A 16030-nucleotide genomic window follows, 5' to 3' on the forward strand; every position below is an offset into this window, starting at 1 on the left:
GCATGCAGGGGCTTGCTGACGATACATTCACGCTATCCCTTGCAATAATATTACCTTGTGCATAACTACGACTTATCTGCGCTTGCATGAAGAAATTTTTATTCCTGCTCCTGTTCCTACCCGGCCTTGCCCACGCCCAGCTGGCCGATAATTTCAGCGATGGCAACTTTACCGCCAACCCCACCTGGACCGGCGACGCGGCCAGCTTCCAGGTAAATGCGCAGGTGCTGCAAAGCAATGGCCCGGCCGTCACCACCACGCAGGTTGCCCTCAGTACCCCTTGCCAGGCCACTATCGGCACGGTTTGGGAGTTCTGGGCTAATCTGCGGGTAGTCACCACTTCGGGCAACTATGCCGATGTGTGGCTCATCGCCTCGCAGGCCGACCTCAGGGCAACCAGCAACTCCGGCTACTTTGTGCGCCTTGGCGGCACCGGCGGCAAGGTGAGCCTGTTCCGCAAAGACTCTACCCGCACCGCCGTGGCGGTCATCGACGGTGCGCTCAACAGCCTGTCTACCACCAACAACCTGGTGCGCGTACGCGTGACCCGCACCACGGCCAACCAGTGGACCCTGGAGCGCGACCTCACCGGCGGACGCGCCTTCGTGGCCGAGGCGGCGCAGCCCTTGGATGCCACCTATCAGCGCAGCGTGGCCGTGGGCGTGTTCCTGAATTACTCCTCCACCAACAACCGCAATTTTTACTTCGATGACTTTGTGGTAACCGATGCCACGGCCCCCCTTCTCGCCCGCGCCGTGCCCACCGATGCCCGGCAGGTAGACGTGGTTTTCAACGAAGCCGTGGCCGCCGCCAGTGCCGGCCTGCCCGCCAACTACCGCCTGCAAAGCGGCGCGGTGCCGGTTTCGGCGCAGCTCTCGGCTACCAACCCGGCCGTGGTGCGCCTGGCCTTCGCCGCCGATTTTGCGGCCCAGGACGTACTACAGGCCCGCAACGTGGCCGACCTATACGGCAACGTTGCGGCCGGTCCGCTCACGGCCGCCTTCACGTCGCTGCCCGCCGCTCCGGCCTTTGGCGACCTGATTATCAGCGAGATTTTTGCCGATGAAACGCCGCAGATAGGCCTGCCGCTCTCCGAATACCTGGAAATTCACAACCGCAGCACCACCAAAACCCTGAGCCTGCGCGGCGTGCGCCTGGGCAAAACCAGCAGCACCACCTTCGCAGCCTTCGCCGATACGGCTAAGCTCCTGCCCGGCCAGTATGCCATTGTGTGCGGCAGCACCCGCATCAGCCAGTTCACGCAGTACGGCAAGGTGTATGGGCCCACCAATTTCCCTTCGCTCAACAACGGCGGCGACCAGCTCATTCTGCGTGGGCGCGATGGCCGCACGCTGTTTGAGGTGGCGTATTCCGACACCTGGTACCGCGACGCGGTGAAAAAGGACGGCGGCTGGAGCTTGGAAATGATTGATACCAACAACTTCTGCGCGGGGGCCAGCAACTGGACGGCCAGCACCAACGCCAGCGGCGGCACCCCCGGCCGCGCCAACTCGGTGCGCGCCGCCAATGCCGATGCCCTGGCCCCCAGCCTGCTCCGCGCCATTGCCCTGAACGCGACCACCGTGCGGGCCTATTTCTCCGAAAAGCTCGATAGCGCCGCCGCCGCCACTGTGGGCCGCTACGCGCTGGCCACGCCGGGCCCGGCCATCACACGGGCCGCGCCCGTGGGGCCCGATTTCCGACAGGTCGACCTCACGCTGGCCACCGCGCTGCTCCCCAGCCGCCCCAGCGTCCTCACCGTGCAAACGGCCACCGACTGCGTCGGCAACGCCAGCGGCGTGTTGCAGCCCGCCACCTTCGCCCTGCCCGAAAAAGCCGTGAGCGGCGATGTGGTGATAAACGAGCTATTGTTCAACCCCCGCGTGAGCGCGGTGCGGTTTGTGGAAATCATCAACCGCAGCAACAAATTTATCGATTTGCAGGGCTGGCAAATCGGGAGCGTGAAACCGGATGGTACCGCCAGTACCACCGTGCTCAGCACCGGGCCGCTGGTGCTGGCACCGGGGCAGCTGCTGGCGTTCAGTAGCAGCCTGGCCATCATCACCACGCAGTACCCCACCAGCAGCGACGCGGCCAATCTGGTTCAGACGGCCAGCCTGCCCACCTTTGCTGATGTGGGCACGGCATTTCTGGCCGACGGCAAGGGCTTCGAAATCGACCGGTTTGTGTATAGCAAAGCGCTGCACCTGAGCCTGCTGGTCACCCAGGACGGCGTGTCGCTGGAGCGCATTCGCACCAATGGGCCTACGCTGGGCAGCAACTTCCATTCGGCGGCCAGCGCGGCGGGCTATGCCACGCCCGGCCGGCCCAACTCGCAGGCCCAGGACGAAGCCGGCGGCGACCAGGAACTAACCATAATGCCCGAAGTCTTCACCCCCGACGACGACGGCCAGCAGGATTTTGCCACCCTCAACTACCACCTCGACGCCCCCGGCTACGCCGCCAGCGTAACGGTGTACGACGCCCTGGGCCGCCTCACCCGCCGCCTCACCCGCAACGAAACCCTGCCCACCAACGGCTTCATTCAGTGGGACGGCACCGACGAGAAAGGCCACAAGGCGGCCGTGGGGTACTATATTCTACTGGTCGAGCTCTTCCGCCCAACCAGTGGCGAGAAGCGCGAATACAAGAAAACGGTGGTACTGGGCGCACGGTTTTAAGCCGGACGCTTAGAATTTGAAACGATGTAGAGACGCATCTTTGCGTCTTGTCGTTGAAGGAAATCGCCCAACGACAAGACGCAAAGATGTGTCTCTACATCGTTCCAGCGGTATTCTCCGCTGACTCAAACAGCTGCTAAGCAGCAGCCTACCACTTCCGAAATTCCAGCTGCTTGTTCACGTAGTCAATCGTGGTGCGGTACTGGCTGAGCAGCGGATAGCCCAGCAGGCCCTGCAAGAGCGTTTTATCGGGGTTTTGGTTGAACTGGGAGATGTCGGAAAATACGGTTTGCTGGTTGCGGAAGGGCAGCGGGCCAGCCAGGCGCACATCGGCCAGCTGGCCGCTGGTCACGGTGCGCAGCGCGCCATCGCCGCCGTGCAGGGTGCTTTTTTCCGGCTTGCGCAGTTTATTGGCAAAAGCGGCTTCGAACTGCTGGTCGAGCAGGTTGTTCTGCGCCCCGCAGTCGATTCCCATCTGGAAGGTCTGGCCGTTGGCCGTCATGGCCACCACGGGCAGGTGGCCCCGTAGCGTGAAGGGCACGCGCATGAGCGGCGCGGGCAGGGCATCGGGCGTAGTGGGCTTGCGCAGCAGCACCTTTTGGGCGCGGTAGTCCAGGGTCAGGGCGTACTGGTTCAGCAGGTTGAAGCCGATAATGCCCAGCAGCTCCACGCCGGTCTGCTGTTCGAGGCCGGTCAGGTCGAGCGTGGCGACTTCCTTGTTTTCGAAGCGGATACCACTCCAGTCAAACGTTTTGGTGAGGTGGTACGACATGCCGCCCACGGCTCCGTTCACGCCCTTGGCCCCGTTCACGGCAAGCGTGGTTTCGGTGGCGGCCGGCGGAAACGTCTTTTTATTCAGCATAAGGGCCGGCGCCCCCGAATCGAGAAAAAACCAGCCCCGGCGGCCATCGGCTTCGGCTTCCACCAGCAGCAGGTCGTGGCTGATGCGCACGGGTACGTCGAGGCTTGGCGGCGTGGTCAGGTCTTCGGGCTTGAAGGCGGTATCAATCTTTTTCAGGCTGGCCTGGGCCAGATTCAGCTCGGCAAACGTGCCGGTGGGCGTCAGCAGAAAGTCATATTCTTTCTCCGTGCCCTTGCGGGTAATGGCACACACGTAGCGCGTGTTGGCCCCTTCGGTGGTCTGGCGCACCACCCGGAAACCTTCGAGAGGCCCAAACTGCGGAATGAGCTGGGCCAGCACCCGCGCCGTGTAGGCCGGCGGCAGGCTGCCGAGGCGGGTTTCGGGCGTGAGGTAGGGCTGCAGGGGCTCCACCGATTTGGCATTGATGGCGGCCACCAGCTGGTCGAGCGGAGCTACGCCGGTAGCTTCCTGGGCCAGCGCGGCAGCCAGGAAATTCAGACAGAAGCAGCAAGTCAGGAAAAGTTTTTTCATCGGGAATACCTGTTGTGGGCAACACCGTTGGGACGCAATAACTGCCCGTAAAGCGTGCCAATGACCAGCCCACCGCCGCCGGGGTTGCGCCGGCAATTGTCTGGCCGGCTTAAACCTCGTGCCCGGCCCGGCGTCTTACCGGTATGAACAGCACCCAGCAATTGCAGCATCTCTATTGGCGCGCCGGCTTCGGCCCGCGCCCGCAGGACGTGGCCGCCGGCCTCAGCCCGCGCAAAGCCCTGCGCCAGCTGCTTCTCGATTCGGAGCACTATGAGCCCCTCGCCGGCCCCACCCTGAGCTACACCGACCCGCAGGGCATGGTGATGACCGACCCGGCCTCGACCAAAAACAACCCCGTGCCCAACGGCATGGTGACCACCCCCGACCAGCCCGCGCCCCCCGGCGCGCCCGCCACGCCCGTGGCCGCCATGCGGCCCCGCGCCGCTTTTAAGGGCGGCACCATTGCGGCCGGCGTGCCCCGCCTGCGCCGCGCCGACCTCACGCCCGCCCAACGCAAAATGCAGAACGAAGGCATCCGCGATGCCTTCAATAACATGAGCACGGCTTGGATGGAGCGCATGGCTACCTCGCCGACCCAGCTACGCGAGAAAATGACGCTGTTCTGGCACGGGCACTTTGCCTGCCGCGTGCGCCAGCCCGATGCCGCGCTCAGCCTGCACAACACCACCCGGCAGTACGCCCTGGGCAAATTCCCCGACCTGCTGCTGGCCGTGAGCCGGGAGCCGGCCATGCTCCAGTTCCTCAACAACCAGCAAAACCGCAAGGAGCATCCCAACGAAAACTTCGCCCGTGAGGTGATGGAGCTGTTCACGCTCGGGCGCGGCAACTACACCGAAACCGACGTGAAAGAGGCCGCCCGCGCCTTCACCGGCTGGGGCTACGACAGGCAGGGCAACTTCCGGTTTCAGCAGCGCGAGCACGATGCCGGCCCCAAAACCTTCCTGGGCAAAACCGGCAACCTGACCGGCGAGGACGTGCTAACGCACATTCTGGCCCAGCCCGCCGCCGCTACATTCCTGACCACCAAGCTCTACCGTTTCTTCGTGAACGACGTACCCAACCCGATGCACATCGAGCCGCTGGCCGTGGCCTTCCGCAAGAGCGGCTACGACATTGCCGACCTCATGGAGCGCCTGTTTTCGGCCGACTGGTTCTACGAGCCCGCCAACATGGGCACCCACATCAAAAGCCCGGTGGAGCTGCTGGCCGGCATCCGCCGCACCCTAAACGTGAAGGTGGACAACGCGCAGCCGCTGCTGGGCTACCAGCGCGCCCTGGGCCAGAACCTGTTTCAGCCGCCCAACGTGGCCGGCTGGCCCGGCGGCCGCAACTGGATTGATTCGTCGTCGCTGCTGCTGCGCCTGCAGCTGCCGGCCATCCTGTTCAAAAACGCCGAGTTTGCCGTGGCCCTCAAGCAGGACGAAAACGACATCGCCCCCAACCAGACTAAGGCCGAGCGCACCGTGCGGCCCGGCGCGGGTGCCCACCTGCCCCTCGGTCCGCTCCAGCTGCTGCTGGGGGCTACGCCTACTGCCCAGCAGCCCGAGAAGCTCAGCGGCTTCCTGCTCCAGGCCACTATTCGGCCCGAAAACCTGCAATTGGTGCAGCAGGCTGCCCAGCAAAAAGAGCCGACCGAGGCACTGCGCGCCACCTTAATGAACCTGCTGAGCCTGCCCGAATACCAGCTGGCGTAAGGTAAAACTCCCCTCCTTTTTTAAGGAGGGGATGTTCGAGCCGCAGGCCCGGACGGGGGTGGTAAAGTCGTTGAACGATGGGCGAACAGTTCGGCCGCGAGTCGTTCAACGACTTCAACCACCCCAGTTTCAGCTTCGCTGAAACGCCCCCTCCTTTTTTAAGGAGGGGAGTTTGATGTCCTCTCAACCCTTACCAATAGAGCTATGGCTTCCACCCGCCGCGAATTCCTCCGCACTTCCGCTTTAGCCAGCACCTTGCTGCTGATACCCAAGTTCCTGCACGCCCTGGACCGGGGGACAGGCCTTGCCGGCCTGCGCGATGCCACCGGGGCGCGCCGCCTCATTGTGGTGCAGCTCGGCGGGGGCAATGATGGGCTGAATACCGTCATCCCCTACCGCAACGACCTGTATTACAAGGCCCGGCCCACGCTGGGCATCAAAGAAGCCGACGGCATTCTGGCCCTGGACAAGGACCTGGGCCTACACCCGGCCCTGAAAGGCCTGAAAGGCCTGTACGACCAGGGCCAGCTGGCCGTGCTAAACTCAGTGGGCTACCCCAACCCCGACCGCTCACACTTCCGCTCGATGGACATCTGGCAGTCCGGCTCGGGTTCCGACCAGGTGGTGAGCACCGGCTGGCTGGGCCGCTACCTCGACTCCAACTGCCCCGACTGCCAGCGGCCCTACAACGCCCTCGAAATCGACGACACGCTGAGCCTCGCCCTCAAAGGCGGCCAGCGCAAAGGCTTGGCCCTCAAAAATCCGGACAAATTTCACCAAATCAGCCAGAACCGTTTGCTGGCCAAAGTGAGCAAGGAAACCGCGCCCGCCCACCAGGAGCAGGTCGATTACCTGTACAAGACGCTGGCCGAAACCGCGTCCTCGGCCGATTACCTCTACGACAAGTCGAAAATCTACAAGTCGGCGGTAACGTACCCGAACTCCGACTTCGGCAAAAACCTGAAAACCACCGCCGAGCTCATCAACTCCGGCGTCGAATCGCGGGTGTACTACCTGGCCCTGAACGGTTTTGATACCCACGTTCGGCAGCACGAGCAGCAGCAGCGCCTCTTCACCGACCTTGGTGACGGCCTGGCCGCCCTGGCCGACGACCTGCGCCAGCACGACCAATGGAACAACACACTGGTACTGGTATTCAGTGAGTTTGGCCGGCGCGTGGGCCAGAATGCCAGCAACGGCACCGACCACGGCACGGCCAACAACGTGTTCCTGGCCGGCGGCGCCCTCCAGAAAAAAGGCGTAGTAAACGCCGCCCCCGACCTCGTGGACCTCGACCAGGGCGACCTGCGCCACCAGGTCGATTTCCGCAGCATCTACGCCAGCATCCTCAAAGACTGGCTCGGGGCCGACGACACGGCCATTCTGGGCAAGGGCTTCGAGCGAACGTCTTTCATTTAACATTTATCAATTAACAGTTAACAGCCGTTCCACCTCCTCAATTCGGGCAGGTGAAACGGCTGTTAACTGTTAATTGATAAATGTTAAATGACCTACAGCGGCACGTTGAACCCGAACGCCCAGATGGCTTGCAGCGACCCGAAAACGTGGGTGGCGCGGCCCTGCCGGTCATCGCCGAGGTAGGTGTTGGTGTAGTCGGCGAAGGCACCCTGAATGTCGGTTTGCAGAAAGAAGTAGCGGAGAATATCCGCTTTCAGGCCCAAGCTGCTGCCCACCACCAGGCCGTGGTAGTGAAATGGCCCCTCCTGGTGGTTGCCCAGCACGGTGGAGATGGTGTAGGAAATCATGGGGCCGGCTCCCACCTTGCCCACGGCGCTCACTTTCAGCAAGCGACGCTCCCACAGCACCTTGTGTTTCACGAGGTTCACCATCAGGTAATTATTGCCATTGGTGTGCTGGAGGTGCACAAAATCGGGCGTTACCAGCGTGTCTTTGTCCAGGTAGCGCCCCCGAATCTGGCCCCGAACGTGGATAATCTGGTTGTCATCGACCACGTATTTGAGGTGGTTCCAGCTCACTTCAATGCCCAGGTTGTGCTTGTCCTTGAACAGGTAGCCCAGCGTCATGTCATACTGCGGGATGGTCCAAGAATTGAACCGCCAGAAGTCCTTGAAATCGGGCTTGTCGCTAGCGTGCGCGTTCACGAAAGTGAAGTCGTAGTTGTCGGTTTTCGTGTTTTTGAAGCGGATATCGCTGCGCGTGTACCAGTCGCGGTTGTAGCCCCAGCTGAAATAGAGGCTGCCGTGCGGCTTGAGCTCAGGCGGGATGGGCGCGGCTGTGGGAGCTGATTCAGTGATAATTGGGTCGGCCACCGGGGCCAGCGGCTGCGCAATAAGTGGCCCGGCCAGGCCCATCAACAGGCCCGACAATAAGAAGAAGAATCTCATTGAAAATGAATAAATAAATTCCGCGATAAAGCTCAACGATAAAAGCGCGCGAAGGTAAGGCGCAAGTCTGCCAACTGGTTAGCTGAGTCAGTCAATTCAGCGAAGCAGCCCTGGCAAGGCCCATAAAATTCGAAATTAATTTCGAAGCGCGTGGTAGCTTGGTGGCAAAATTTACCTTTCCACCACTTTTTTAGCTTTACTGCTCGCTTTATGACGCCGGCTCTCTACCCACCCAGCCCGGCCAGTTTGCCGGCTGGTTTCACGCGCCCCTCGGGCCGCTACATGGGGCTTGTGGCCGCCATGCTGGCGAGCATTCTGCTGTTTCTGGTGCTGTATGCGGCACTGCTGGCCGGGGCGGCGGGCCTGGTTTACCTCACGCTCACGCATCATTTCGAAAGCTATGGGCTGTGGACGGGCCTGTTCCACCTGGGCTGCGTGGTGGCCGCGCTCATGCTGGTGGCCTTCCTGCTGAAAGCGCTGTTTAAGCGCGGGCCCATTAGCTACCTGAGCCAGCACCCGCGCCTGAGCCGGGAGGCGCATCCGGCGCTGTTTGCGTTCGTAGACCAGCTCTGCGCCGAGGCGGGGGCCGACCGCCCGAAGTACATCTGCGTGAGCTCCGAAGTGAACGCGGCGGTGTTTTATGACAACGCCACGCGCAGCCTGTTCTGGCCCACGCGCAAAAACCTGCTCATTGGACTGGGGCTGGTTAATGGCCTCACGCTCTCGGAGTTTAAGGCGGTGCTGGCCCACGAGTTTGGCCACTTTGCGCAGCGCAGCATGCGTCTTGGCTCCTACGTGAACACGGCCAGCCGCCTGATTCACGACATGGTGTACGAGCGCGACAAATGGGACGAAATGCTGGTGCAGTGGCGGGCGCTCGACATTCGCGTGTCGGCGGCCGCGTGGCTGATAACGGCCCTGGTCTGGGTGATGCGCAAGCTGCTGCAGCTGGCTTATCAAGGCATACACTTGGTGCACGCCTCCCTTTCGCGGGAAATGGAATTTCAGGCCGACCGCGTGGCCGTGAGCCTGGCCGGCTCCGATGCCATGTGCCAGGTGCTCTATCAGTTGGGGCCGGTGAGCACGGCGCTGGGCGCGGCCACCGGGCAGTTGGGCATGGCCCTGGAGCACAAGCTCGCCACCGATGACGTGTTCTACCACCAGTCGGTGTACCTGGCCGAAAACCTGGCCCAGCGCGAAGCCCCGGCCCCGCCCGCACCCGGCGAGCCGCGCCGCCTGTTCCGGCCCGACGAAGTGAATGTGGTGGAGATGTACGCCAGCCACCCCGCCGACTACCTGCGCGAGGAGCAGGCCCAGGCCCACCCCGTGCCCGGCCCCACCGACGAGCGCTCGGCCTGGCTGCTATTCAACAACCCGGAGGAGCTGCGCCGGCTCGTGACCCAGTGCATCTACCCGGAGGCAGCGGCCGGCAAGGCCCCCGAAGTGCGGCCGGCGGCTGAAATCGAGGCCTTCCTAGCCGCCGAGCGGGCCGAAATCACCTACGCGCCGATGTACGGCGGCACCTACGAGCAACGCATTATCACCACCCTCAACCCCGATAAGCTGGCCGACTTGGTAGATACCACTGCCCTGCCGGCGGGCACGCTGGCGGAAGCCCGCACCGCCCTCTTCGGCCCCGAGCTGAAGGCCCGCACCGACGCCCACACCGCTCGCCAGGCCAATTTACAGAAGCTGGCCCTGTTCCGGCAGGGCCATACCAAGGACAAGTTCTTCACCGTGGCCGGCACCCGCTACCCCGCCACCGAAGCCGCCACCGTGGCCGCCCGCCTGGAGCGCGAAAACGAGCTTTACCGCGCCGAATGCGCCGATTTTGACCGGCAGACGGCCTTACTCCATCACCACTTATTTGCCCAGGCCCCTGCGGCGCAGCGCGAGGAGTGGCTGGCCCGCTTCCGCTTTCAGTTCGGCATTCAGCGCGCCTATGAAACGGTACGCAGCGTGGATATGGAGGCCCACCGCCTGGTTTTTCAGATTCAGCAGCAGGACACCATTCAGGAAGCCGATGTGGCGCGCTACGTGGCTGATTTTGAACAGCTCCGCACGCTGCTTGACGTAGCACTGGAAGAGGCCCGCACGGTGCCAATGCTACCACTGGCCCATCTGGAAGGCTTTGCCACGCTCACCGATTTTGTGTTGCAAAACCGGGCGCTTCCCCAGTACGCCACCTTCACCAATGAGTGGATTAACACCTTCCTGAGCGGCACCACCCTGAGCGAGGAGCGGATGCGGCGGCTGTATTTCAAGAACCTGGGCGTGCTGCTCCGCTTGCAGGAGGCCGTGTAGCAAAGCAGCCGGCCGCTTTTCCGGAATCTACCGCCCAAACACGGCCGCGGCCAGCGCCAGCACGGCCCGGCGCGTGGCCTCCGGCTGCTCCAGGTACGAGAGGTGCCCGCTGCCCTCCAGGAACAGCGCCGCGCCCACCGGCGGCAGGGCAGCCTGGCGCACGGCATCATCGAAATGCACGGCCACGTCGTGCTTGCCAGCCACCAGCAGCACCGGGAAAGGGGCTTTGGCCAGCACCTGAGTGCGCTCGGGGCGGGCGGCCATACCACGCAAGGCGCCGGTGATGGTGCTGGCGGGCGTGGCCTTGCCGATTTCTTCGAGCAGGCCGCGGGCATCGGTCAGCTTGTCGCGGTTGGGGGGCGCGAAGAGCGGGCGCACGAACGATTCCATGAACTTGCCCACGCCGTGGCGCTCCACGAAGCTGATGTTTTTCTCGCGGTTCTGGCGTTTCTCGTCGGTATCGGGCAGGGCCGTGGAGTTGATGAGGGCCAGGCCGGCCACGCGCTGGGGCCAGCGCTCGGCCAGGGCCAGGGCCACGTAGCCGCCCATGCTGTGGCACACGAGCAGCACGGGGTCGGGGCAGCCTTTCTGGTTGAGGTAGTCGATGACGTGCCGCGCCTGCGCTTCCATCGAAAAATCGGGCACCGGGGCCAGGTTGGTGCCGTGGCCGGGCAGGTTGGGGGCGAGCAGCCGGTAGCCGTCGGGAAAAGTGCGGGTGAAGTCGGTCCACACCTCCCGGCTTTCGGCAAAGCCGTGGAGGAAAACGATGGTGGGCGGGTTAGAAGCGGGCGTCATACGGGCAAAAGTAACGTTTCGGCCTTTTCGCATCTACAATTTATTTCGCGCCCTGCTCCACCTGCCGCACCGACGACTCCCGCACGAACAGCTGCGGCTGCAACACCACCTGCCGCTGCGAAAACGCCGTGCCCTCGGCCGCTACTAAATCGGTGAAGAGGCGGAAGGCGGCCTGACCCATTTCCTCGCAGCGCTGGTCTACGGAGGTGAGGTTGGGCTCGGCCACCATGGTCAGGTCCTCGTTGCTGAAGCCGGCCAGGGCCACATCCTGCGGCACGCGCAGGCCCCGGCTTTTCAGCACCTGGAGGGCGCCGAGAATAGCCGAGTCGCCGGCCGCGAACACGGCGTCGGGGGGAGTGGATAGGGATAGGAGCGTTTGCATACAGGCCCGGCCGCCCTCCAGGGTCATGTCGCAGGCAATAATCAGGCTTTGATCCGGGGCAAGGCCGTGGCTTTGCAGGGCGTCGAGGTAGCCCTGGCGGCGGTTACGGTAAATATTGATGTGCTGCGGGCCGGCCAGGTGCGCCACGCGGCGGCAGCCCTGCTCCAGCAGGTGGCGGGTGGCCTGGAGGGCCCCATCCTGGTCGTTGAGCACCACGGCATTTACGCTTTCGCCCTCCAGCAAGCGGTCGAAAAACACCAGCGGCACCCCACGCCGGAGCACCTTGTCGAAGTGCCGCAAATCGAGCGTGGTGCGCGAAACCGACACCAGAATACCCGCCACCTGCGCGCTAAGCAGCGTTTCGAGATTTTTGCGCTCCTGGGCAACGTCTTCGCTCGACTGGCAGATGATGACGCTGTAGCCGGCCTTGCTGGCCGCCGTTTCGATGCCGTGCACCACCGAAGCAAAAAAGCGTCCTTCGATGTGGGGCACAATCACGCCCAGCAGCGTACTGGTGCCTTTGCGCAGCGACGAGGCCATGCGGTTGGGCTGGTAGTTCAGCTTTTTGGCCAGCTTGAGCACGGCCTGCTTGGTGGCCGGCCCAATGCTGTGGTGGTCGCTCAGGGCCCGCGAAATCGTGGTCATCGACACGCCCAGCTCCCGGGCCAAATCGGCCATGGAAACCGGGCTGTGGCCCGCGTCGGATGGTTTGGCAGAAGGGCGGCGTCCAGCCATTTTAATGATGCGATAAATAGCAATGCAGTGCGTAAAGCTAGTGGAAGTGCCGCAACGATTGCCTGACGGCCTGATGCAAACCTGCCCGCCAGCCGTATAAGGACGCAACTTTTATTGTCAATCTCTCAATTACGCCGGCCGAAACGGTACAACAACGCCCGTCTTTCCGGACCTTTGGCCCCTCTGAACCAATTGCGACTCTATGAACCCTCTCGTTGACATCCGCCAGTTCGACCAAAGCCTGTGGCTGGACTTTATTAGCCGCCCCATCATCATCGACGGCAAGCTCCAGCACCGCATCAGCACCGAAGCCCTGCGCGGCGTGACCTCCAACCCGGCCATTTTTGCCAAGTCCATCGGCGATACCGCCGACTATGATTCGGCCATCAAGGCGCTGGCGGTGCAGGGCAAAACCACCGACGAAATCTACACCAACCTGGCCGTATCCGACGTGCAGGCGGCCACCGACCTGTTCCGGCCCCTCTACGACGGCCCCGACCACGGCTCCGACGGCTACGTGAGCCTCGAAGTTTCGCCTGAGCTGGTGAATGACACCGAAGGCACCATTGCTGAGGCCCTGGCCCTGTGGAAAGCTGTGGACCGCCCCAACGTGATGATAAAAGTGCCGGCCACGCTGGAGGGTCTGCCCGCCATCCGCCGCCTCATCTCGGAGGGCGTGAACGTGAACGTGACGCTGATTTTTGGCCTGGAGCGCTACCGTTTGGTGGCCGAGGCCTTTATCGCCGGCCTCGAAGACCGCGCTAAGGCCGGCAAGCCGCTGGCCCGCATCGACTCGGTGGCCAGCTTTTTCCTGAGCCGCATCGACGTGCTGATTGACCCCATGCTGGAGAAAATTGCGGCTGAAGGCGGCGAGAAAGGTAAGCTGGCCGAAAGCCTCGTGGGCGAAGTGGCCCTGGCCAGCGCCAAACAGGCGTACCAGATTTACAAGGAGATTTTCGCGGGTCCGCGCTGGGAGGCGCTGGCCGCCCAGGGTGCTCCCACGCAGCGCCTGCTGTGGGCCAGCACCGGCAATAAAAACCCCAAATACGATAACCTGCGCTACGTAGACGGCCTCATCGGCCCGCATACCGTGAACACCGTGCCGGTGGAAACGCTGGACCTGTTCGGTAAAGAAGGCAAGGTGGCCGTGACCATCGAAGACAACCTCGACCAAGCCCGCAAAACCCTGAGCAGCCTACCCGAGTTGGGTTTGAACCTCGAAGAGTTGACCCAACACCTCGAAGAAGACGGCGCCACTAAGTTCAAGGAGCCCTTCGCCAAGCTCATGCAGTCCATCGAGAAGAAGCGCGCCCTGGCCGTGGAAGACCAGGTGGACGACTCCAAAATGGAGCTGGGGAAATACCAGGCCGCCGTGGATGCCCAGATTGCCAAGTTCAAGGCCGATGATTTCATCACCGGCTTCTGGGACAAGAAAGCGGACTTGTGGACGGCCGACGCCGACGGCCAGAAGAGCATCCGCAGCTTCATGGGCTGGCTGCGCGTGGCCGAAACCATGGTGGGCCGCGTGACTGAAATTGAGCAGTTTGTGCATTCGGTGCAGGCCGCCGGCTTCAAGCACGTGGTGGTAATGGGCATGGGCGGCAGCACGATGGCCCCCATCGTGTTCAAATCGGCTTTCGAGAAAGGCGAAAACGGCCTGCCGATGTCGGTGCTTGACACTACCGACCCCGGCGCGGTGCGCGCCATCGAAGCCTCGATTCCGCTGGCGGACACGCTGTTTATCGTGGCCAGCAAATCAGGCACCACGGCCGAGCCGCTGGCCTTCGGCGACTATTTCTACGCCAAGGTGAAGGAGCTGAAGGGCGATAAGGCCGGCGAAAACTTCGTGGCCATCACCGACCCCGGCTCCAAGTTTGTGACCGATGCCACGGCCGCCAACTACCGCCACATCTTCCTCAACTTCCCCGAGGTGGGCGGCCGCTTCTCGGCCCTCACCTACTTCGGCCTGGTGCCGGCGGCCCTCTATGGCCTGCCGATTGGCGAGATTCTGGAGCGCGCCATTCTGATGATGCGCGCCTGCGGCGCCTACGGCGCTACCGATAAAAACCCCGGCCTGGAATTTGGCACCGCCCTGGGCGTGCTGGCCCAGCAGGGCCGCGACAAGCTCACCATCGTGGTGCCCGATGCCCTGCACGACCTCGGCCTGTGGCTGGAGCAGCTCATCGCCGAAAGCACCGGCAAGGAAGGCAAGGGTATTCTGCCCGTGGCCGGCGAGCCGCTGGGCGAACCCGCCATCTATGGCACCGACCGTGTGTTCGTGTACGTGGGCTACAAGGGCCAGCGCGACGAGGTCAACACCGCCAAGCTGGACGCCCTGGCCGCCGCCGGCCACCCCGTCATCACGCTCTTGATGAAGGACTCTTTCGACCTCGGCCAGGAGTTCTACCGCTGGGAAGTGGCCACGGCCGTAGCCAGCGCCGTGTTCCAGATTAACCCCTTCGACCAGCCCAACGTGCAGGCCGCCAAAACGGCCACCGACAAGCTGATGAAGGCCGTGGAAGCCACCGGCCAGCTGCCCGAGGGCGACAAGCCAGCCGTCAGCGAAAACGGCGTGGATTACTACACCGCCGCCCACGGCGAAGGCGCCGCCGGTGTGCTGAAAGCCTTCTTCGCGCAAGCGAAGCCCGGCGATTTCATGTGCCTGCAGGCCTACCTGACCGAGACGCCCGCCGTGAGCGCCAGCCTGCTGGAGTTGCGCCAGCGCGTGCAGCAGGCGCTGCACATTGCCACTACCTCGGGCTATGGCCCACGCTTCCTGCACAGCACCGGCCAGTACCACAAGGGCGGCCCCAACACGGGCCTGTTCATCCAGTTCACCGACGACAACCCGCAGGACCTGGCCCTGCCCGGCCGCTCCTACACCTTCGGCACCTTCAAAAATGCCCAGGCCCTCGGCGACCTGCAGGCCCTGCTCGACAACGACCGCCGCACCCTGCGCGTGAACCTCGGCAACGACGCCGAAGCCGGCCTGAAAACCATGCTGGCCGCGCTGGACCTGAAGTAACCCCCGTAGCTTCGGCTGCAACTACCACGCGGCGGTTCCCGGCAACGGGGGCCGCCGCGTGGTACTTTTGGGCCCATCCCTTTGTTGAGAATCCCATGAATGAGCAACTAGCTTTCAGGAATTTCGGCCCGATAAAAGCCGCCACCGTGGACTTTAAGTGCGTCACCGTTTTCATCGGTATATTCGGGTAATAGGCATAGGGCCAAGCCCTCAAGATTCGCCGGGGCGGACGTGGAGCCGGTAGTATTCACGGCCAAGCCCACAGTCTGAGCGGCAGGTATGCTTTGCGCTACGCGGCGTAACGCGGCCTTTAGGCCTTCAAGGTAATCGAGCGGATGCTGGCGTAAATATTTTTTGGCGGGATTGCAGTATTGCATTGTCTTACAGCGGACGCTCCCTATGTGGCACAGGCTACGAAGGAAAATACAAGCTTAGCATCAGCCGCAACCGTGCTGGCGAAGCGGCTGTCTGCAACGACCAGAATACCATTGACAGTGTCCTTCACCAAAATGGTTTTTATTGGCTGTCTTAAATCTAAGCAAAACACTTCCTCTGAAATGCCCTCGGTTGCCAGCCGCAAGCAGCGGCCTGCCCAAACGCAAAAAAGCCTGAAACCCACTTGGGTTTCAGGCTT

At 62.9% G+C, this 16030-nt stretch carries 9 protein-coding genes; 5 read left to right on the forward strand and 4 right to left on the reverse strand.

Features of this window, described 5'->3' with window-relative positions; all coding sequences use genetic code 11:
- Positions 1–86: 86 nt before the first annotated feature.
- Positions 87–2681, forward strand: coding sequence for a lamin tail domain-containing protein (locus HBN54_RS07795; protein ID WP_168672616.1), 2595 nt, complete (start codon positions 87–89; stop codon positions 2679–2681).
- Positions 2682–2829: 148 nt separating this feature from the next.
- Here HBN54_RS07795 and HBN54_RS07800 read toward each other — a convergent pair whose 3' ends face one another.
- Positions 2830–4074, reverse strand: a complete 1245-nt coding sequence (locus HBN54_RS07800; protein WP_168672617.1) for an aspartyl protease family protein — start codon at positions 4072–4074, stop codon at positions 2830–2832.
- A 143-nt stretch (positions 4075–4217) separates the two neighbouring features.
- Between HBN54_RS07800 and HBN54_RS07805 the strand changes: the two genes are divergently transcribed.
- Together HBN54_RS07805 and HBN54_RS07810 are read left to right on the forward strand one after the other, a co-directional pair.
- The gene (locus HBN54_RS07805; protein ID WP_168672618.1) at positions 4218–5789 is read left to right on the forward strand and encodes a DUF1800 domain-containing protein; all 1572 of its coding nucleotides are present in this window, start codon (positions 4218–4220) and stop codon (positions 5787–5789) included.
- 204 nt (positions 5790–5993) lie between these two features.
- Positions 5994–7208, forward strand: coding sequence for a DUF1501 domain-containing protein (locus HBN54_RS07810; protein ID WP_168672619.1), 1215 nt, complete (start codon positions 5994–5996; stop codon positions 7206–7208).
- 92 nt (positions 7209–7300) lie between these two features.
- On the opposite strand, the gene HBN54_RS07815 is transcribed toward HBN54_RS07810, so the two are convergent.
- The gene (locus HBN54_RS07815; protein ID WP_235955423.1) at positions 7301–8155 is read right to left on the reverse strand and encodes a hypothetical protein; all 855 of its coding nucleotides are present in this window, start codon (positions 8153–8155) and stop codon (positions 7301–7303) included.
- A 210-nt stretch (positions 8156–8365) separates the two neighbouring features.
- Between HBN54_RS07815 and HBN54_RS07820 the strand changes: the two genes are divergently transcribed.
- Positions 8366–10459 carry a M48 family metallopeptidase gene (locus tag HBN54_RS07820; RefSeq protein ID WP_168672620.1) on the forward strand — a complete coding sequence of 698 codons (2094 nt, stop codon included), beginning with the start codon at positions 8366–8368 and terminating at the stop codon, positions 10457–10459.
- Between the two features lie 27 nt (positions 10460–10486).
- On the opposite strand, the gene HBN54_RS07825 is transcribed toward HBN54_RS07820, so the two are convergent.
- Positions 10487–11254 (reverse strand): alpha/beta fold hydrolase, encoded by a 768-nt coding sequence (locus HBN54_RS07825; RefSeq protein WP_168672621.1) that lies wholly within the window; start codon positions 11252–11254, stop codon positions 10487–10489.
- Positions 11255–11294: 40 nt separating this feature from the next.
- Positions 11295–12371 carry a LacI family DNA-binding transcriptional regulator gene (locus HBN54_RS07830; protein WP_168672622.1) on the reverse strand — a complete coding sequence of 359 codons (1077 nt, stop codon included), beginning with the start codon at positions 12369–12371 and terminating at the stop codon, positions 11295–11297.
- A 202-nt stretch (positions 12372–12573) separates the two neighbouring features.
- On the opposite strand from HBN54_RS07830, the gene HBN54_RS07835 reads away from it, so the two are divergent.
- Positions 12574–15396 (forward strand): bifunctional transaldolase/phosoglucose isomerase, encoded by a 2823-nt coding sequence (locus tag HBN54_RS07835; RefSeq protein WP_168672623.1) that lies wholly within the window; start codon positions 12574–12576, stop codon positions 15394–15396.
- The last annotated feature ends 634 nt before the right edge of the window (positions 15397–16030 follow it).

The organism is Hymenobacter artigasi (assembly GCF_012275535.1).
GTDB lineage: Bacteria > Bacteroidota > Bacteroidia > Cytophagales > Hymenobacteraceae > Hymenobacter > Hymenobacter artigasi.

Excerpts from the sequence above, each read along its gene's own strand:
- HBN54_RS07835 (WP_168672623.1), top strand. The coding sequence starts at position 12,574 with ATGAACCCTCTCGTTGACATCCGCCAGTTCGACCAAAGCCTGTGGCTG.
- HBN54_RS07830 (WP_168672622.1), bottom strand. The coding sequence starts at position 12,371 with ATGGCTGGACGCCGCCCTTCTGCCAAACCATCCGACGCGGGCCACAGC.
- HBN54_RS07825 (WP_168672621.1), bottom strand. The coding sequence starts at position 11,254 with ATGACGCCCGCTTCTAACCCGCCCACCATCGTTTTCCTCCACGGCTTT.
- HBN54_RS07805 (WP_168672618.1), top strand. The coding sequence starts at position 4,218 with ATGAACAGCACCCAGCAATTGCAGCATCTCTATTGGCGCGCCGGCTTC.
- HBN54_RS07820 (WP_168672620.1), top strand. The coding sequence starts at position 8,366 with ATGACGCCGGCTCTCTACCCACCCAGCCCGGCCAGTTTGCCGGCTGGT.
- HBN54_RS07795 (WP_168672616.1), top strand. The coding sequence starts at position 87 with ATGAAGAAATTTTTATTCCTGCTCCTGTTCCTACCCGGCCTTGCCCAC.
- HBN54_RS07800 (WP_168672617.1), bottom strand. The coding sequence starts at position 4,074 with ATGAAAAAACTTTTCCTGACTTGCTGCTTCTGTCTGAATTTCCTGGCT.
- HBN54_RS07810 (WP_168672619.1), top strand. The coding sequence starts at position 5,994 with ATGGCTTCCACCCGCCGCGAATTCCTCCGCACTTCCGCTTTAGCCAGC.
- HBN54_RS07815 (WP_235955423.1), bottom strand. The coding sequence starts at position 8,155 with ATGAGATTCTTCTTCTTATTGTCGGGCCTGTTGATGGGCCTGGCCGGG.